The following is a 19,140-nucleotide window of genomic DNA, read 5'->3' on the forward strand; positions in this document are numbered from 1 at the left end:
CCCGGCGACCTGTGGACGGTGGAGGAAGGGCCTGGCGAGATCGTCCTCCAAGCGCTCACGCCTCGGACAGGCAGCGTCCTCGGCCGTCTGGACGACGACCGTCTCGACCCGGACGTCGCGGGCTGGGCGCGGCTCGACGCCCGGCCGGCCGTCGCCGACACCCTGTCCGCGATCCACCGGGCGTCCGGGGCGCAGATTCCCGTCGGCACCTGGGACGCCGGGTCCGCCTCGTCGGCCGCCCTGCTCCGGGCCTCCGGCTTCAACCGCCACACCTTCCTGTGCGGCCAGAGCGGGTCGGGCAAGACCTACGCCCTCGGCGTCCTCCTCGAGCAGTTGCTGCTCGGCACCGAGCTCCCAATGGCGGTCCTCGACCCGAACGCCGACTTCGTCCGGCTGGCGGAGACCCGGCCGGACGTCGAGGCCGACGTCGCCGCCCGGCTGGGCGCTGCCGACATCCGGGTCCTCGGCCGAGAGCCGGAGCGCGAGCCGTTGCGGATGCGGTTCGTGACGATGCCGCGGCGGGCCCAGGCCGCGGTGCTCCGGCTCGACCCGCTCCGGGACCGGGCGGAGTACAACCTGTTCCTGGACTCGCTGAGCGCCGGGCGGCCTCCGCTCGAGGGCGTCGAGGCCTACGTGCGCACCCTTCTGGGCGGCGGTACGGACGAGCGCGCCCTGGCGCAGCGGATCCAGAACCTCGGGCTTCCGGAGTGGGAGGTCTTCGCCCGGGAGGACCGGTCCGCGGCCGAGGTGGTCCGCGGTGGCGCCCGCGTCACCGTTCTCGACCTCGCCGGCTTCGACGACCCCCGGGCCGGGTCGGCGGTGAGCCTGGACCTCCTGGAGAACCTGTGGGCCGGGCGCCACGAGCGGTGCCCGCAGCTCCTCGTCATCGACGAGGCCCACAACATCTGCCCTGCCCATCCGGTCGGGGAGATCCAGGAGATGCTCGTCGAGCGTCTCGTGCAGATCGCCGGGGAGGGCCGGAAGTACGGACTGTGGCTGCTGCTGTCCACCCAACGTCCGTCCAAGGTCCACCCCCAGGTGCTCTCGCAGTGCGACAACCTCATGCTCATGCGGATGAACTCGCCTGCGGACGTCGAGGAGGTCGTCGACCTGTTCGGCTTCGCGCCACCGGAGATGCTGCGACGGGCGCCGTTCTTCCGGCAGGGCGAGGCCGTCTTCGCCGGCCGGTTCGCCCCGTGCCCGATGCGGGTGCGGATGGGTCGACGGCTCACCGTCAACGGTGGGTCCGACGTCGCCGTCCCGCTCGCACCGGCCGCGGCGGCTGCCACTGCCGACCGCGACCGGATCTGACCACCGAGGAAGAGGAGGACGTCATGGCCACGCTGACCGTCTGGAAGTTCGGGTCCGCCACGGGAGCGCAGGACGCGGTACGAACGCTGGAGGCGCTCACGAGCCAGGAGCTCATCACCGTGCACGACGCCGCGACGGTGTCGTGGCCCGAAGGGAAGAAGAAACCCAGCACCCGGCAGGTGAACGACCTGCGCACCTCCGGTGCCCTCGGAGGGGCCTTCTGGGGAATGCTGTTCGGCTTGATCTTTTTCGTCCCCCTGCTCGGCGCTGCCATCGGCGCCGCCGCCGGGGCCCTCTCGGGAGCCCTCAGCGACGCCGGGATCGACGACGGTTTCATCAACCGCGTCCGGGACGAGCTGACCGAAGGGACCTCGGCCCTGTTCCTGCTCTCCTCCGACGCCGTCATCGACCGCGTCCGCGAGGCCTTCGCCGGACAGGACCTCGAGCTCATCCGGACCAACCTCTCGCGCGAGGAGGAGGACGCCCTGCGCGCTGCCTTCGCCGAGGAGTAGGACGAGCGCCCGGCCCCCGAGCCGTCGGGGCGCCGCCGAGTCGCGTCCAGGTCCTCACTCGTCGGACCGGAACTCCCTCAGGGCGTCCCGGTAGGCCCGGCGGGTCGTGTCCCCGATCCACTCCGTCCCGAGGTAGACGTGCTCTGCCCCCAGCTCGTCGACGAGGCCCTCGCCCCGCAGCTGCCGCAGAGCGCGCTCGGTGCCGAGCACGACCTTGAGGGCACCACCCCGGGCGCTCAGCTCGGCTCCGTACCGGCGCAGGACGTCCACGAGCGTCAGCCCGAGCTGGTCCACACCGCGGAAGCGGATGACCACGCACGCACCCGTACTGCCGTCCGTCACCCGCGGAAGCTGCCGTTCCAACACCGGGGCGCTGGCGAAGAACAGGCTCCCGTACGGCTGGAGGACGACGACGTCTCCCGCCTCGAGCGTGGCCGGTGGATCCGTCTCGCGGTACCGACCGTCGGCGCGCAGCTCCACCCGGCGCAGGCTGACGCGGTTGGACTGGTCGGCGACGTGCAGGACGATGGCCAGCCCGACCCCGGTGACGACCGCGTACTGGAGCGGCACGACGACGGTCAGCACGAAAGTGACGGCCAGGACCGTCGCCTGGAACGGGCCCGTGCGCACCACGGAGAGGAAGGCCGCGGGCTTGACCGTGCGGATGCCGACGACGACGAGCAGCGCGGCCAGCGCCGGCATCGCCACACGCCCGACGACGTCGGACAGGGCGAGGATCACGACCGCCATCGTGAGACCGGCCACGAAGAACGCCGCCCGGCTGCGGGCACCGGCCGCATGGACCAGGGCCGAGGCCGACATCGACCCGCCGACCGGCATCCCCTGGAAGACGCCGGACAGCACATTCCCAGCGCCCTGGGCCACGAAGTCCCGCGACGCGTCGGACCGGCGGCCGTCCGGGTTCGGCAGGCCCGACGACACCGCCGCTCCCTGCACGAGACCGACGAACGCCAGCGACAGTGCGGGGACCACGAGAGACAGGAGGTCTCCGAGCACCGGGAGCCGTGGAGCGGGCAACGTGCCCGGCAGGTCGGCGAGGTCGGACACGAGCGCCACGTCGAGGTGCAGCACGGCGGGAAGGATGGACGCCGCCGCGACGGCGACAACGAGGCCGAGCGAGCGCAGGCGGGTGCGCTCGAGGCCGACGATCAGCAGCACCGTGAGCGCGCCGACCGCGACGGACGCGACGTCGGCGCGACCGGGGTGGACGAGCAGGTCGGCCGCGCGCAGCAGACGATTCCCGGCCTCCGAGGCGTACCCGCTGAGGTTCGAGAGCTGACCGAGCACGATGTTGACCCCGACGGCGCTGACGAAGCCGGTCATGACCGCCGTGGGGACGAACCGCAGCAGCCGACCACCGCGGAGCAGTCCGGCCACGACCATGACGAGCCCGGTCAGCACCGCGAGGGTGAACAGCGCCCGTTCGGGGTCCGGCCGGGAGGCGAGATCGGTGTCGGCGACGACGAGCGACATCGCGCCGGTCGCCTGCACCGCCATGAAGGTGCTGCTCGTGAAGGCCGCGGCACCGACCATCCCGAAGAGGTAGCCGTACAGGCCGGAGACCGGGTCGACCCCCGCGAGGACGCCACTCGCGAGACCATCGGGAACGCTCTCGACCCCCAGCACCACCCCGGCCACGGCGTCCGAGCGCAGGTCACCGGTCCTGGACCGGGTCACTGCCTGCGGTACCTCGCCTTCACGACGAGGTCGGCGTCGTGCTCGGCATCCGGGTCGATGTCGATGTCGACCGCCTTGATCGTGCCGGTGAACTCGCCCCGCGGCGTGGTGTAGTCCCGGACGACGGGGTCGAGGCTGTCCAGCCCCACGTCGAGGCCCTCGTCGAACGAGAACAGACCCGGCACGGTCCTCGGCACCCGGCCTTCCCCGATGGCGCGGCCGTCGCACTGCAGCCGCACCGTCCCACCTTTGCCCGCGCCACCCCCGTCGTAGTCGAACGCCATTCCCAGGACGTGGTCGCCGCCACCGACCGGCTCGTGCGAGCGGACGGTGTAGGTCTCCATCCCCACGAAGTTGTGGGCGTAGCAGAGATGGCCGTCCCGTGCGTACAGGCACCAGCCGCCGAAGCTGCCGCCCTGCGCGACGATCGCCCCCTGGACCGGCTCCTCGGGCAGCGACACGTCAGCGGTCACCGTGAACGAGGTGTTCTTCACGTTGAGCACCGTGTTCTCGTTGAGCCGGGTCATCCCGGGATGGAGGGTCATCCGGGTGCGTCCGGCCATGAGGTCCGGGCGGCCGGCCAGCCGCGCGTCGAACCGTTCACGCTCGCGGTCGTCAAGAGGCAGGACGTGGTACTTCGCAGCCTCGATGAGGAACCGTTGCTGGAGAGCGGCCAGGACCTCCGGGTGCGCGTCGGCGACGTCGTGGGCCTGGGTCCAGTCGTCGGGCCCGTAGAGCTCCCACCGGTCCTCGTCGAGCGGTGGGGTGACCCAGTCGGGGTCGGGCCAGGGCAACAGGTGCTGGGTCACGGCAGTCCACCCCTCGTGGTACACACCACGGTTGCCCGCGATCTCGAAGTACTGGGTGCGGTGCCGCTCGGGTGCGCCCCCGTCCTGGAGGGCGTAGACGAAGCTCGTCCCCTCCAACGGGCTCTGGTCGATGCCGTTCACCGTGTCCGGCGCCGGGATCCCCACCAGCTCGAGGACGGTGGGGACGACGTCGATGACGTGGGTGAACTGCGAGCGGGCCTCGCCCGCGGGCACGACGGGCGGGTACCGCAGGACCATGCCGGTCCGGGTCCCGCCCCAGTGCGACGCGACGATCTTGCTCCACTGGTAGGGGGTGTTCATCGCCTGCGCCCACCCCGACGGCATGTGGTTGAACGCGGTCGGGCCGCCGATCTCGTCGACGTGCTCGCGGATGTCGTCCGTCGTCATCAGGACGTTGTTCTGGTAGGCCATCTCGTTGAACGTCCCGTACGCACCCGCCTCGGCCGAGGACCCGTTGTCGCCGAGGATGTACAGCACCACCGTGTCGTCGAGCACGCCTCGATCCTCGAGGGCGGCGAGGACCCGGCCCACCTGGTCGTCGGTGTGGCTGGCCATCGCGGCGTAGGCCTCGAAGAGGCGGGTGCCGACGAACCGGTCGTCGTCGGTGAGGTCGGACCAGGCCGGGATGTAGGCGTTGGGTTCGGTGAGGTCGGCGTCCTCCGGGACGACACCCAGCTCCTGCTGGCGCGCGAACGTCAGTTCCCGCTGCTCGTCGTAGCCGTGGTCGAAGCGGCCGCGGTAGCGCTCCAGGTACTCCCGTGGAGCGTGGTGCGGCGCGTGTGTCGCGCCGAAGGCCAGGTAGGCGAACCAGGGCTTGTCCGGGGTGAGCGCACCCAGGGCCCCGGTCCACGCCAGGAGCTGGTCGACCAGGTCCTCCGACAGGTGGTACCCCTCCTCGGGAGTCCGAGGCGGTTCGATCGGTGTCGTCCCCTCGACCAGGGCGGGCGTGTACTGGTGGGTGTCCCCCCCGAGAAACCCGTAGAACTTCTCGAAGCCCTCCCCCGTCGGCCAGCGGTCGAAGGGACCGGACGGGCTGGTCTCCCACGGCGGTGTCTGGTGCATCTTGCCGAAGGCGCCCGTGGAGTACCCGTTCATCCGGAGGACCTGCGCCAACGTCGCACAGTCGTCCGGACGAATCCCCGTGTAGCCACGGAACGACGTCGCGATCTCCGCGATGACCCCCATGTTGGCGGAGTGGTGGTTCCGGCCGGTCAGCAGCGCCTGACGCGTCGGGGAGCAGAGTGCCGTCGTGTGGAAACGGGTGAACCGCGTCCCCTCGGCGGCCATCCGCTCGGCGTGCGGCATCTCGCACGGGCCGCCGAACGCACTGCTGGCGCCGAACCCCATGTCGTCGATGAGGATCACGAGCACGTTCGGTGCGCCGGCCGGCGGGCGCAGCGGAGGTTGCGGCTCGGGGGCCACACCGTCCCGCGCGTCGACCGGGGTGTCCCCCGGTGGCGTTGCTGTCGCCAGGGGGAGACGGGAACGGCTGCTCACGGGTGTCATAGAAGGTCTCCGCTCTTGACCGGTCGGGTGCCGACATCGTGGTGCGTGCCGGGCGAGAGTCCTTCACCCTCCGAGGGTGACCCGACGTCCGCAGACCCCTTGCGCACCACCGAACCGGCGCCAGCGACGTGCCCTCGCGATCCGCCGGATGTCGGTCGCGGCATTCCGTGTCACCCGAGTGAGCGAAGGCAAGATGACCGCCGGACGCCAATCGACTCGGACACACGTCTGCACGAGCTGAGTCCGTGCAGAACTCCTATTCACGGCGTTATTGACGTCCTGTGACGAGTCCGAAGACGCATCCCAGGACTGCCCGCGAGAAGCCTCTCCATAGAGCGGCACGCATGCTACGAAGGTCCGTAGGTCGGTCCGCCCGTGAGGGCGGGCCGAACGTCGTTTCGAGGCTGGTTGACGGGCAGTGACGGGTGGTGGGGCCGGGTGCATGGCGGGGTGAAGTTCTACCGCGGATCGGCTGTCGCGGCCCGCTCCTACGTGGAGGCGGACCGGTCCCGGGCGGATGACTACTACCTGGCTGAGGGCACCGGCTTGGCGACCCGGTTCGTCGCCACCACGGGTCCGGACAGCCCGGCGACCGTGCTGGAGGCGGGGGCGTTGGACGGCCCGGCGTACGAACGGTGGGTCGCCGGCTACGACGCCGAGACCGGGGCCGCCAAGGGGCAGCTGCGCACCGACGAGCGGGGGCTGCGGTTCGTCGAGGTCGTCGTCAACGGACCCAAGACCTGGTCCCTGGCCGCGTCCCTGCACCCCGAGATCGCCGCCGCGTACGACACGGCGCAGGAGAAGGCGGCGCGGGAGATCATCGGGTGGCTCGCCGAGCACGCCACCACGAGGGTCGGGCCGCGGGGCCGGCAGGTCCAGGTGCCGGTCGACCGGCTCGAGGCGGCCGTGGTGCGGCACCACACCTCGCGGGCGGGTGACCCGCACCGGCACCTGCACCTCCAGGTGAACGCCCGCGTCCTGGCCGGCGGGAAGTGGCGGGGGCTGCACTCGGTCGGGGTCGTGGATTTCATCCAGGCGGTCAACGGGATCGGTCACGCCGCGGTCGCCTGCGACCTCGACTTCCGCCGGGCACTGGCGGCCCGCGGGTACCACCTCGACCCCGCGTCGGGTGAGGTCGCCGAGCTGGCCCCGTACGCCGGGCGGTTCAGTGCCCGCGCGGCCCAGATCGGCCGGAACATCGACCGGTACGAGGCGGCGTGGCGGACCGAGCATCCCGGCGCCGAGCCGGACCAGCGGCTGCGTCGCACGTGGGACCGGCGGGCCTGGGCGCAGGCCCGCCCGGACAAGGTCACCCCGACCAGCGGGGCGGACCTGGTCGCGCGGTGGCGCGAGGAGCTGCACGACCTCGGCTTCACCCCACCCCGGCCGGACCCGGACCTCGGCGCCGGGTTGGTCGGGACGGCTGTTGGGCGGGTGAACCGGGACGCCGTGGCCGACCTGGTCCTGACCCGGCTCGGCGCGCGCCGGTCGGCCTGGAACGCCGCCGACATCCGCGGCGAGACCGAACAGATCGTCGCCGGCCTCGACGTCATCACCGCGCCGACGGTTCGGGGAGAGCTGGTCGAGGACCTCACCACACGTGCCGTGTATCGGTGCGTGCCGCTGCTGGACCGCGGCGATGTCCCCGAACACGTGCGGGCGCTGACCTCGCGGCGGGTCCTCGACGTCGAGAGCGACATCACCACCCGCCTCGCCGCCCGCGCCAACCATCCCGGCACACCCGATCCCGTCGGTGCCCGGAGCGGCGGGCGGGCCCTGGACCCCGCCCAGCGGGGGGCGGTCGGCGCGATGGCCGGGACTGCGCGGCTGGTCGTCGTCGAAGGCGCCGCCGGAGCCGGGAAGACCACGACTCTCGCCGCGGCCCGTGACCTCCTCGACGTGCAAGGGCACCGGCTCGTCGTGGTCACCCCGACGATGAAGGCCGCCCAGGTGGTGCAGGCCGAGACCGGCGCGGACGCGTTCTCCGCCGCCTGGCTGGCCCACCACCATGGTCACCGCTGGGACAGCGACGGACACCGCTGGCACGAACCGGGACCTGTCCACCCGCTGGCGCGGCTGCTCCCGGGTGACCTGCTCGTCGTCGACGAGGCCGGTATGCTCGACCAGGACACCGCCCAAGCGCTGCTGCAGGTCGCCGACACCGCCGGCGCCCGCCTCGCCCTCGTCGGCGACCCCCACCAGCTGCCCGCCGTCGGCCGCGGCGGCGTCCTGGACCACGCCATCAGGTGGGCCACCCCCGACGCGCACGTCCTCCTCGACGGCATCCACCGGTTTGACGACCCCGACTACGCCGCCCTCACCCTCCTGATGCGCACCGGCCAGGACCCCGCCCACGTTTTCGACGCCCTCCACGACCGCGGACAGGTCGTCCTGCACCCCACCGCCGTCGAACGCACCGCCGCCCTCGCCCGGGTTGACGGGCTCGTCATCGCCGACACCCGCGACCAGATCGCCGCCCTCAACGCCGCCATCCGCGACCACCGCCGTACCGAACGGACCTCGCCGACGGCGCCGGCCGTGACCACCCGTGCCGGGGAGACCCTCGCGGCCGGGGACCTCGTCGCCACCCGCCGCAACCACCCCGACCTGCGCGTCGCCAACCGCGACCGCTGGACCATCACCGCAGTGGAGAAGGACGGCTCCGTCGTCGTCGGCGGTCGACGCGGCACCCGGCACCTACCCGCCGACTACGTCCAGGACCACCTCGAGCTCGCCTACGCCACCACCGTCCACGGCGCCCAAGGCGACACCGTCCCCGCCGCGCACTTCCTCCTCGACGAGACCACCGGCGCCGCCGCCACCTACGTCGCCATGACCCGCGGCCGACACACCAACACCGCCCACCTCGTCGCCGACACCCTCGAGGGCGCCCGCGCCCAGTGGGTCACCACCTTCAGCCGCGACCGCGCCGACCTCGGACCCGCCCACGCCATCGACCAAGCGCTCGAGGACATCGACCGCTACGGACCCCAAGCGCCTGCCAGCCTCTTGTACTCCCCGGTCGTCCCGGCGCCACGCCGCGCACCCGAGCGCACCCCCTGGCGGCCGACGTCACCCGACCGCTCCCCCCACATCGGACGGTAACGATCCGGTCACAAGAACCGCCCAGAGGACCCTGAAGCACCCCCTCAAGGGCTTTTGGAGACAAGAGGCCGTATCGGTCGACAGGAGCCAGCGCATGCAGCCCATCCAGGTCCCCACCCAGTGGGAGGACAGCGCCCTGCTCACCTTCGAGCAGTTCTGCACCCTCATCCACACCCCCCAACGCACCGTCCGCGACTGGCGCCGCCGCGGCGTCGGCCCCCGCTGGTCCCGCTTCAACGGCACCGGACGCCTCTACACCACCGTCGCCGAAACCCGCCGCTGGCTCGGCATCCCCCGCTCATGACCATCGCCGCTCGTCGCTCGTACGAGTCCCTCAGCCAGGCCGCGGAACGTACCGGGATCAGCACCAAGACGCTCCGACGGCGCATCGCGGACGGCGCCCTGACTGCCTATCGGTGCGGACGGCTCATCCGGCTGGACCCGGACGACGTGGACCGGATCTTGGTCAAGGTGCCGAACGGGCGGTGACCGGTCCGCTACTCGCCGCTCGGGTTCGACATGCGGGAGAGCGCCTCGGCGATCTGCCGGTCTCGGCCCTGCGCCGCGTGCTGGTACCGCAGGGCGGCGTTGACGCTGCTGTGGCCGAGACGCTGCTGCAGCTCGGCGAGGGTAGCGCCGGCCATCGCGGCCATCGTGGCGCCGGTGTGGCGCAGGTCGTGGATCCGCAGATCCGGGCGACCGGCCGCAGCCCGCGCCTTCTTCCAGTGCTTGTACAAGCCGGACGGCTGAAGGCTCGAGACGCCGTCGGCCGCGGGGAACAACAGCGCGTCAGGACCGGGCGCGACGAACTCCTCGAAGTGGTGCGCGAGCGCCGAGAGGACGTGGGGCGGGATCGCCACCGTCCGGATGCCGGCCGCGGACTTCGGTGTCCCGACGACGGCACGGCCGTGGACCTGCGAGACGGCGCGCTCGACCCGGACGGTCCTGTTGAGGAGGTCGACGTCCCGGCGACGGAGCTCGAGCATCTCCCCAGAGCGCAGCGCGCACCACGCGCCCAGCAGCACGAGCGCCTGGTAGCGATCAGGCATCGCCGCGACGATGACCGTCAGCTCCTCGACCGTCGCCGGCCGGACGTCCCTCGCTCGCGGCGCGTTCGAGGCGCCACGGATACGGCACGGGTTGGCGTCGATGACGTCGTCGGCGACGGCCGTGTTCATCACCGCCTTCAGCACTCCGTAGGCGCGGGCCCGGACCGTCGGCGTGTTGGGGTCCATCGACGACCACCAGGCGCGGACGTCCGGCGCTTTGATCTCGACCAACGGCTGCGCGCCGAACCTCGGCAGGAGGTACTTCGTCAGGATGTGTTCGTACCCCTCGCGGGTCTTCGGCTTGATGTCACGCACGGCGACCCAGGTCGTGGCGTAGCCACCGAAGGTCTCGAGCACCGGCGGTGGTGCCGGCGGCTCGGGCGGCTTCGGCCGCTCCCAAGCGCCGTCCGCGATCTTCCGATGCTCGACGCCGAGCCAGCCCTCGGCGTCCGCCTTCGTGAAGAACGTGACGGGGGCGTTGACCCGACGAAGGTCGGGTGCGATGTAGCTCGCTTGGTACCGGCGCGACGGCAGCTTTCGGATGTGGCCGAAGCCCCGGTGACCCTTCCGCGCAGTCATGGCGGCCCCATCGCACGACAATTTCGTGCGATTAGCGTGCAATGCCTCGTGCTACCCATGTCCATCTGTGACCCCCTGTGTCCACGCCGTCAACCGTGCCGACAGCACACATCATCGCAGTTCAGAAGGGCTAAGTACAAGGTCAGGGAGGAGAGCTGGCGGGGGGACTCGAACCCCCAACCACCTGTTTACAAGACAGGTGCGCTACCGATTGCGCCACGCCAGCGAGCCACCCGCCGGGCGGCGGCCACACACTCTACGCGGGCGGGCGCCCGGCACCGGGGCGCCCGGGGGCAGCCATCCGGCGACCCAGCAAACGCACCGCGGCGGCACGGTCACCGGGCACGACATCCGTGCCGACCTTTACAGCCGGCCGTCCTTGAACTTCACGAACGCCTGCTTCGACTCGTCGTCGAGGATGACGATGGACTGCCCGTCCGAGGAGGTGCCGAAGCCGCCCTTGGCCACGGTGTGCCCGACCTTGCCCGGGGAGACCTTGTACATCGACGCCACGAAGGTCAGCGCCTCGGTCGCCGTGCGGTCGGACTCGGCGAACTTCGAGACCAGCGTCATCTCCTTGGGGATGACCGAGGGGCCCTGCACCCGGGCCGCGACGGCGGCGGCGAGCAGCAGGTCGCCCTGGTGCGCGGAGCGGCCGAAGTCGCCGTCGGGCAGCGACTTGCGCTCGCGGGCGTAGGCGAGCGCCGACTTGCCGCTGAGCACCTGCTTGCCCTTCTTGACCGTCGTCGTGCCGAGGAAGACGAGCTTCTCCGCGACCTTCATCGGCAGGCCCCCGGACTTGTTGACGATCTTCTGGAAGCCGCCGAAGCCGGTGACGACGTACCCCTCGATCGGCAGCCCGGTCACCGCCCGGACCGTCTCGACCTGCCCCTTGCCCCCGCCGTAGGCGAAGGCCGCGTTGATCTTCGCCTCGCCACCGCCGGGCATCGGTGCCCAGATGTCGCGGGCCATGCCGATGATGCCGCCGCCGCCCTTGCCGTCGATGCCGACGATCTGCAGGGTGTCGCCCCGGGTGCCCTTGAGCGGCTCCCCCGGCCGGGCGTCCGAGCCGATGACGAGGACGAACCGGGGCCCCTTGCCGAGCGAGGCGCGGCGCTCCAGCGACGGCCACCAGCCGCCGACGACCTTCCACGACGGACCGACGGCGAGCGTGACGTCCTTGCCGGAGGTGACGACGGCGACCTTCTTCCTCTTCCACGTGCCGAGGTGGGCGGTCGCCGTGACGCCCGTCTTGCCGGCGTACACCTTCGCGACCGCGCGGGTCAGGGCGGCGTCGGCGCCCTTGACCGTGATGGCCGGGGAGGGTGTGGGCGTCGGGGAGGTCGAGGAGGGGGCCGGGTCGGGGTCGCCCGAGCAGCCGGCGAGAGCGACCGCCGCGGCAGCGAGCGCGGCGGCGAGGTGACGGGCACGCATGGGCACGAGGGTAGGGGGCACCCGTCGCGCCGCTCGACACCCCTCAGCCGTGTCTCAGCGCCCGGGCACCGCCCTCAGAGGGGCACCTGGTCGGTCCGCGGCCGTTTCGACCCGCGCATGTGCCGGTCCCAGGGCGCGGCGAGGAACTCACCGAGGACGGTGCCGGTCGCGATGGCGAGCAGCACACCCCCGGCCGAGAGCAGGGTCGAGAGCCCCGACTGGAAGGTGAGCAGCCCCGAGTCCGAGCCCTCGGCGACGAGCTCGTACAGGCCCCGGAAGATCGTCAGACCGGGCAGCAGCCCGAAGCTCGCCGGCACGACGAGCACCATCGACGGCGCGTCCAGCCGCTGGGCGACCAGCCGCCCGAGGACACCGATCGAGACGGCGGCGAGGCCCGTCCCGGTGACGACCCCGATGTCGAGCACGCGGGTGAGCAGCGCCGAGACACCCACCCCGACGACGGTGAGCACTCCCATCGGCACGACGAGCCGCCGCCGGCTCTGGACGGTGACCCCCGCGGCGAGCCCGACGACGAGCGCGGCGAGGATCGCCGGCACGATCGGCGCCGAGGTCACCCGCAGGTCGAGCACGTCCGGGGAGACGAAGTCGGCCCCCGAGTGCTCGGTGATCGTCAGCATCGTCCCCAGGCCCGAGGCGATCCCGATGATCAGGCCCGTCAGCGACAGGAACACGGCGAGCAGCCGCCCGGCACCGGTCAGCGGGTACCCGAAGATGACGTCCTCGATCGCCGAGGCCATCGTGCGCCCGGGCAGCATCGCGACGATCCCGCCGGCGACGACGTAGGCGAAGTCGCTCTCCCCGAATGAGATCCAGTCCGCCGCGCCCATCGCGTAGAGCCCCCCGGCGAGCAGCGTCGCGGCGTAGGCGTTGATCGCGTTGCCGTAGAACTCCGGCAGCTCCACCCGCGCGTGCAGCCGGGCGATGCCGGCGACGACGAGCACGACCCCGATGGTGAGCACCGCCGCGAGCGGGCTGGCGCCGATGACGACCGCCACCGCCGAGGCGAGCACGGCGTTGGCCGCCGAGACCGCCCACCGCGGGAAGTTGCGAGGGTGGCGCTCCACCTCGCGCAGCCGGGAGGCGACCTCCTCGGTGGTCACCTCGCCCGCGACGAGCGACTGCACGAGCCGGTGCACCGCGACGATCCGGGCGTAGTCGTAGCGGGTGTGCCGGACCACCCGCACCACGGTGTGCCGGTGCCCCTCGCTGCTGCGCGCCTGGAGCAGGATCGACTGCAGGGTGATGTCGAGGTCGACCTTGTCGACGCCGGCCGCCGCGGCGGTCGCCGCCATGGCGCCCTCGACCTGGGGGGCGCCCGCGCCGCAGCGCAGCATGAGCTCACCGACCCGCACGGTGAGGTCGAGGCCCCGTTCGATGGTCGGGTCGCCGGCGGCCTGGTGCGGGATGCGCGCGTGCCGGTAGGGCGTGCGCCGCAGCAGGTCGGCCATGGGCATCGGCTCGGTCGGCAGGTCGCCCCGCAGGATGCGGGCCCGCCGGGTCCTCGGGTCGCTCACAGCGGCGGCACCACCTGGTCGACCCAGCCGGGCGAGCCATGGAGCGGCCACCACGACGGCTCGCCCCGGCGCAGCGCCACCGCGACGAGCCCGGCGCCGGCGAGCAGCGCCGCGACGACGAGGACGAGGCGCACGCTCGGGTGCCCGCCGAGGCCGCGCGCGATGCTGCGGCTGCCGCGGCGCAGGCTCGCCCCGCCCGGCCCCCACCACGCGGTGAGCGCCGTGAAGACGGCGGCGCCGGCCAGGGGCAGCGGCCCGTCGGCGCTGGAGTCGGCGCCCCCGGTCAGCCCGCCGACGACGAGGGCACCGGCGAACATCGCCGAGACCCCGACGAGCAGCGGCAGGGCCAGGGTCACCAGAGCCCCGAGGGCCCCGACGACGGCGTGCCACGGGCCGCTCGCGACCGCGACCGCGACGTCGCTCCCGCGCGCACCACGCTCGTGGCGGCGCATGACGAGCGAGGTCACCGAGCGGTCGGCGGTGCGCGCGAGCACCATCCACAGGCCCAGGACGAGCAGGCCGGCCAGCGGGGCGGCCACCGTGACCCCGACGAGCAGGGCGAGCAGGGCGAGCAGGGTCCCCGAGCGGTTCGGCCGGCCGATCCGCGGGTCGACCTGGACGCGCAGGACGTCGTCCTCGTCGTCCTCCTCGAGACCCGGGACGAGCGGCCCGCGCGGCTGCGTCGCGGGCGGCGGCGTCCAGGGAGGTGGCGGCGCGGGCGGGGCTGGCGCCGGCGGGGCCGAGGCCGCCGCGGCCGGGCTGGGCAGCAGCGCCGTGCCCGAGGTGTCGATGGCCCGGGTCTCCGGGCGGGCCCGCCGCACGTCGATCGCCGAGGTGGCCAGCTCGCCGTGGGCGTAGCGCTCGAGCGCGGCCACCACCTCGTCCTGGTGTGGGCGCTCGTCCGGGTACGGCGAGAGCGCCGCGTAGAGCAGCGGCTCGATCCGCGGGTCGACGGCGACGAGGTCGGGCTCGCCGGACGCGACCCGCGCGAGGACGGCGTTCATCCCCCCACCGCCGAACGGCGGCGTGCCGCTCGCCGCGAACGCCGTCGTCGCGGCCCATCCCCACCAGTCGGTCGCCGGGGTCACGTCGTCGCCCTGGACGACCTCCGGGGCCAGGTAGCCGGGCGTGCCCATGACGAGCCCGGTGCTCGTGAGCCGGACGTCGTCGACGGCGTGGGCGATGCCGAAGTCGATGAGCACGGGGTCGCCGTCGACGAGCAGGACGTTGCCCGGCTTGACGTCGCGGTGCACGACCCCGGCGGAGTGGATGGCGTCCAGCGCCTCGGCGAGCCCCGCGGCCAGCCGGTGCAGCTCCTGCGGCGGCAGCGGGCCGCACTCCTCGACGTGCTCGTCGAGCGAGGGCCCGTCGACGAAGCGGGTGACGACGTACGGCGTCTCGCCGTCGACGTCGGCGTCGATCACCGGGGCCACCCGCGGGCTGCGGATCCGGCTCAGGGTGTCGACCTCGCGGGCCAGGCGCACCCGGGCGTCGGCGTCCTGCGCGACGTGACCGCGCAGCGCCTTGACCGCCACCGCCCGGCCGTGCCGGTCGAGGGCGAGGTGGACGACGCCCATCCCGCCCTGGCCGAGGCGCTGGACGAGCCGGTAGGGCCCCAGCCGGGCAGGCGAGACCGGCTCGTCGTGGTCCCGCGGCACGTCGCCGTCCACGGGGGCGTCGGCGGTCATGTCACCACGGTAAGCGCTCGGTCTGGGTGCGCGCTGAGGACCACGCGGGGGCACGCCGGCCCGCGGGGCGGGCCCACGCGGGCCCCGCCGGCTACTGCGAGATGTAGTCGCGCAGCTGGTCGCGCTCGGCCTGGAGGACGTCGATGCGGGTCTTGACGATGTCGCCGATGCTGACGATCGCCGCGAGCGTGCCGTCGACGACGACGGGGACGTGCCGGATACGGCGGTCGGTCATCTGCGCGGCCATGTCCTCGAGGGAGTCCTCCGGGGTGCAGGTGTGCACCTCGGCGGTCATGATCTGGCGCACCGGCACCTCGAGCAGCGCCGGCCCGTCGGTGTGCAGGTGCCGCACGACGTCGCGCTCGCTGACGATCCCGTCGACGGCCGAGCCGTCCCCGCTGACGACGACCGCGCCGATGCCGTGCTCGGAGAGCAGCCCCAGCAGCTCGCCGACGCTCGCCTCGGGCCCCACCGTGACGACCGCATCCCCCTTGCGCTTGACGACGTCGGCAATCTTCATGACCCAACCGTAGGGACTCCCGCCCCGACGCGCCAGGGGAACGCGTCACCGCGCCACGTCCCACGCGGCCGCCGGGGCACCCTCGCGGCGCGCGGCGGCATCCGGCATACTGGTCCTCACCGTGTGCACCGACGCAGCGGGAGCTCCATCCCCTTTACAACGGATCGTCCGGCACGTTCCTGCCGGTGAAGGAAGGCAATGACGCCATGGCAACTGTGAAGTTCGACGAGGCCACCCGGATCTACCCAGGGTCCGACACCCCGGCCGTCGACAAGCTCGACATCGACATCGCGGACGGGGAGTTCCTCGTCCTCGTCGGTCCCTCCGGCTGCGGCAAGTCCACCTCGCTGCGGATGCTCGCCGGCCTCGAGGAGGTCAACGGCGGGAAGATCTGGATCGGCGACCGCGACGTGACCGACCTGTCCCCCAAGGACCGCGACGTCGCGATGGTCTTCCAGAACTACGCGCTCTACCCGCACATGACCGTCGCCGACAACATGGGCTTCGCCCTGAAGATCGCCGGCGTCGACAAGAGCGAGATCCGCAAGCGGGTCGAGGAGGCCGCGAACATCCTCGACCTGACCCAGTACCTCGAGCGCAAGCCGAAGGCCCTCTCCGGTGGCCAGCGCCAGCGCGTCGCGATGGGCCGGGCGATCGTCCGCAGCCCGCAGGTCTTCCTCATGGACGAGCCGCTGTCCAACCTCGACGCCAAGCTGCGCGTGCAGACCCGCACCCAGATCGCCTCTCTCCAGCGCCGGCTCGGCGTCACGACGGTCTACGTCACCCACGACCAGGTCGAGGCGATGACGATGGGCGACCGGATCGCGCTGCTCAAGGACGGCGTGCTCCAGCAGGTCGCCACCCCGCGCGAGATGTACGACAAGCCGGCCAACCTCTTCGTCGCCGGCTTCATCGGCTCCCCCGCGATGAACCTCGTCACCGTGCCGGTCAGCTCCGACGGCGCCAAGTTCGGCACCCACAGCGTCCCGATCCCGCGCGAGGGCGGCTCCGGTGGCTCGCACGTCATCGTCGGGGTGCGCCCCGAGGACGTCGAGGTCACGACGAACGACGACGGCCTGCAGCTGACCGTCGACGTCGTCGAGGAGCTCGGCGCCGACGCCTACGTCTACGGCACGCCGACCGACCAGGACATCAAGCTCGAGGGCGGCGACGACAACCTCGACAAGCCGTTCATCGCGCGCGTCGACGGCCGCACCGTGCCGAACAAGGGCGAGACGATCTACGTCTACCCCAAGGCCCAGCACATGCACGTCTTCGACAAGGCCTCCGGCGAGCGTCTCTGACGCTGCGTCCGAAGGACGCCGGCATGCGGCGACGCCCCTGACGAGCCTCTCGTCCGGGGCGTCGCTGCGTCCCGTGCCGCACACCACGACCCGCAGGACGCCACCATGGCCCTCGAGCTGACCGCCGCCCGACCCGACCCCGCCCTGCTCGACCTGCCCTGGCGCATCCCCCTCGAGGAGTGGCCCGAGGACATCCTCGCCGCGCTCCCCCGCGGCATCTCCCGGCACGTCGTGCGTTTCGTCCGGCTCTCCGGGCGGGTGCTGGCGATCAAGGAGATCAAGGACGACATCGCCCGGCGCGAGTACGAGATGCTGCGCGACCTGCGCCGGCTCCACCTGCCCGCGGTCGAGCCGTTCGCCGTGGTCAGCGGGCGGGTCGGCACCGACGGGGAGCCCCTCGACGCCTGCCTCGTCACCCGGCACCTGCAGTACTCGCTGCCCTACCGGGCGCTCTACAGCCAGTCGCTGCGCCGGGGCACCGCCACCCGGCTCATCGACGCGCTCGCCGTGCTCCTCGTCCGGCTGCACCTCACCGGCTTCTGGTGGGGCGACGTCTCGCTGTCCAACACCCTCTTCCGGCGCGACGCCGGCGCCTTCGCCGCCTACCTCGTCGACGCCGAGACCGGCGAGCTGCGCCAGCGCCTCAGCGAGGGCCAGCGCGAGCACGACCTGGAGATCGCGCGGGTCAACATCGCCGGCGAGCTCATGGACCTCGAGGCCGGCGGGCTGCTCCAGGAGGAGCGCGACCCGATCGAGGTCAGCTCGCGGATCGTCACCCGCTACCGCGAGCTGTGGGAGGAGCTCACCGGTGCCGAGACGATCGACGACACCGAGCGCTGGCGGGTCGACGACCGCATCCGGCGGCTCAACAAGCTCGGCTTCGACGTCGACGAGCTCGAGATCACCACGGACATCGACGGCACGTCGATCCGGTTGCAGCCCAAGGTGGTCGACTCCGGTCACCACTCCCGGCGGCTGCTGCGCCTCACCGGTCTCGACGTGCGCGAGAACCAGGCACGGCGCCTGCTCAACGACCTCGAGGTGTTCGCCGCGGCCACCGGTCGCCAGGGCGAGGACGAGGAGATCGTCGCGCACGACTGGCTGCAGCGGGTGTACGAGCCGGTGACCCGGGGCGTCCCGCGCGAGCTGCTCGGCAAGCTCGAGCCGGCCGAGGTGTTCCACGAGGTGCTCGAGCACCGCTGGTACATGGCCGAGCGGGCCCAGCACGACGTCCCCATCCAGGACGTCATCGCCGACTACGTCGCCAAGGTGCTGCCCGGCAAGCCGGACGAGATGGCCGTCCTCGGCGTCGACACCGAGGAGCTGCCGGTCGTCGCCGGCGACTGAGCACGCCCGCGCCGGCCGCGCCCTAGGATCGGGAGCCGGCCGACACTCCCTGGGAGGACCCACCATGAGCGACGCACAGCCGCCGCCACCGCCGGAACAGCAGCCCCACCCGCCGGCTGCTCCCCCGCCGCAGGTCAACCCCTACGGCGGGCCGACCACCGCCCCGGCCGGTACGGGCGCCCGGCTGGCGTGGGTGGAGTCGCAGTTCGGGCCGGTGGCCTCCTTCGGCGACCGCGCCCTGGCCCTGCTCATCGACATGGCCTACTCGCTGGTCTTCTTCGTCCCCATGGTCGTCGGCATCGTGCTGACGGTCGCGGGCGTCCCCAGGGAGACGACCTACGACGCGGACGGCGTCGCCCACCTCGTCGGGGGGAACGGCGGCCTGCTGGCCGCGGGCATCGCCGTCATCGTCCTCGCCAGCCTGGCCGCAGCCGTCTTCAACCTCTGGAACCGGGTGTGGCGGATGGGCCGCACCGGGCAGAGCCTCGGCAAGCGGCACACCGGGCTGCGGCTCATCGACGAGCGGACCGGCCAGCCCGTCGGTGCCGGGACCTGCCTCGGGCGGGAGCTGCTCTCGGGCCTGGTCAACCAGGTGGTCTGGCTGTCCTACCTGTGGATGCTCTGGGACGACAACCGCCAGACGCTCGCCGACAAGGCGGTCGGCTCGACCGTCGTCAAGCTCCCCCGCGGCTGACCGCCGCGGCCGACCGTCGCGGGCGCCC

Annotated in this window: 15 protein-coding genes and 1 tRNA gene; 8 read left to right on the forward strand and 8 right to left on the reverse strand. The window is 72.6% G+C overall.

The window, feature by feature from the left end:
• Window positions 1-18 precede the first annotated feature (18 nt).
• Window positions 19-1,311: an ATP-binding protein gene (locus tag G8D98_RS08985; protein ID WP_229661821.1), complete on the forward strand. Its 1,293-nt coding sequence runs from the start codon at window positions 19-21 to the stop codon at window positions 1,309-1,311.
• A gap of 23 nt (window positions 1,312-1,334) precedes the next feature.
• On the forward strand, window positions 1,335-1,823 hold the full coding sequence (locus G8D98_RS08990; RefSeq protein WP_166101870.1) for a DUF1269 domain-containing protein: 489 nt from the start codon (window positions 1,335-1,337) through the stop codon (window positions 1,821-1,823).
• Window positions 1,824-1,877: 54 nt separating this feature from the next.
• Here G8D98_RS08990 and G8D98_RS08995 read toward each other — a convergent pair whose 3' ends face one another.
• Complete coding sequence (locus G8D98_RS08995; RefSeq protein ID WP_166101873.1) at window positions 1,878-3,521, reverse strand: SulP family inorganic anion transporter; 1,644 nt, start codon at window positions 3,519-3,521, stop codon at window positions 1,878-1,880.
• Window positions 3,518-5,716, reverse strand: a complete 2,199-nt coding sequence (locus tag G8D98_RS09000) for an arylsulfatase (RefSeq protein WP_240920861.1) — start codon at window positions 5,714-5,716, stop codon at window positions 3,518-3,520. Before G8D98_RS09000 ends, G8D98_RS08995 begins: the two co-directional genes overlap by 4 nt.
• A gap of 591 nt (window positions 5,717-6,307) precedes the next feature.
• On the opposite strand from G8D98_RS09000, the gene mobF reads away from it, so the two are divergent.
• The 3 genes from mobF (at window position 6,308) to G8D98_RS09015 (ending at window position 9,451) form a co-directional block, all read left to right on the forward strand.
• Window positions 6,308-8,962, forward strand: a complete 2,655-nt coding sequence (mobF, locus tag G8D98_RS09005) for a MobF family relaxase (RefSeq protein ID WP_205859747.1) — start codon at window positions 6,308-6,310, stop codon at window positions 8,960-8,962.
• Window positions 8,963-9,056: 94 nt separating this feature from the next.
• Entirely contained in the window at window positions 9,057-9,266 is a 210-nt protein-coding gene (locus G8D98_RS09010; protein ID WP_166101877.1) for a hypothetical protein, read from the forward strand.
• Window positions 9,263-9,451 (forward strand): excisionase family DNA-binding protein, encoded by a 189-nt coding sequence (locus tag G8D98_RS09015; protein WP_166101880.1) that lies wholly within the window; start codon window positions 9,263-9,265, stop codon window positions 9,449-9,451. The genes G8D98_RS09010 and G8D98_RS09015 overlap by 4 nt, the downstream gene beginning before the upstream one ends.
• Before the next feature lie 8 nt (window positions 9,452-9,459).
• On the opposite strand, the gene G8D98_RS09020 is transcribed toward G8D98_RS09015, so the two are convergent.
• From G8D98_RS09020 to G8D98_RS09045, 6 genes are all read right to left on the reverse strand, one after another.
• Window positions 9,460-10,590 carry a tyrosine-type recombinase/integrase gene (locus G8D98_RS09020; RefSeq protein WP_166101882.1) on the reverse strand — a complete coding sequence of 377 codons (1,131 nt, stop codon included), beginning with the start codon at window positions 10,588-10,590 and terminating at the stop codon, window positions 9,460-9,462.
• 153 nt (window positions 10,591-10,743) lie between these two features.
• A tRNA-Thr gene (locus G8D98_RS09025) sits at window positions 10,744-10,816 on the reverse strand.
• A 137-nt stretch (window positions 10,817-10,953) separates the two neighbouring features.
• Window positions 10,954-12,024 (reverse strand): LCP family protein, encoded by a 1,071-nt coding sequence (locus G8D98_RS09030; protein ID WP_166101885.1) that lies wholly within the window; start codon window positions 12,022-12,024, stop codon window positions 10,954-10,956.
• Window positions 12,025-12,098: 74 nt separating this feature from the next.
• Window positions 12,099-13,559 carry a threonine/serine exporter family protein gene (locus G8D98_RS09035; RefSeq protein ID WP_166101888.1) on the reverse strand — a complete coding sequence of 487 codons (1,461 nt, stop codon included), beginning with the start codon at window positions 13,557-13,559 and terminating at the stop codon, window positions 12,099-12,101.
• Window positions 13,556-15,247: a serine/threonine-protein kinase gene (locus G8D98_RS09040; RefSeq protein ID WP_166101891.1), complete on the reverse strand. Its 1,692-nt coding sequence runs from the start codon at window positions 15,245-15,247 to the stop codon at window positions 13,556-13,558. Before G8D98_RS09040 ends, G8D98_RS09035 begins: the two co-directional genes overlap by 4 nt.
• A gap of 91 nt (window positions 15,248-15,338) precedes the next feature.
• Window positions 15,339-15,767 (reverse strand): CBS domain-containing protein, encoded by a 429-nt coding sequence (locus G8D98_RS09045; protein ID WP_166101894.1) that lies wholly within the window; start codon window positions 15,765-15,767, stop codon window positions 15,339-15,341.
• A gap of 206 nt (window positions 15,768-15,973) precedes the next feature.
• Between G8D98_RS09045 and G8D98_RS09050 the strand changes: the two genes are divergently transcribed.
• The 3 genes from G8D98_RS09050 (at window position 15,974) to G8D98_RS09060 (ending at window position 19,112) form a co-directional block, all read left to right on the forward strand.
• Window positions 15,974-17,071 (forward strand): ABC transporter ATP-binding protein, encoded by a 1,098-nt coding sequence (locus tag G8D98_RS09050; RefSeq protein ID WP_166101897.1) that lies wholly within the window; start codon window positions 15,974-15,976, stop codon window positions 17,069-17,071.
• A gap of 105 nt (window positions 17,072-17,176) precedes the next feature.
• Window positions 17,177-18,418, forward strand: coding sequence for a DUF4032 domain-containing protein (locus tag G8D98_RS09055; protein WP_166101900.1), 1,242 nt, complete (start codon window positions 17,177-17,179; stop codon window positions 18,416-18,418).
• 64 nt (window positions 18,419-18,482) lie between these two features.
• Window positions 18,483-19,112, forward strand: coding sequence for an RDD family protein (locus tag G8D98_RS09060; RefSeq protein WP_166101902.1), 630 nt, complete (start codon window positions 18,483-18,485; stop codon window positions 19,110-19,112).
• Window positions 19,113-19,140 lie beyond the last annotated feature (28 nt).

This window comes from Phycicoccus endophyticus (assembly GCF_011326735.1).
Classification (GTDB): domain Bacteria; phylum Actinomycetota; class Actinomycetes; order Actinomycetales; family Dermatophilaceae; genus Phycicoccus; species Phycicoccus endophyticus.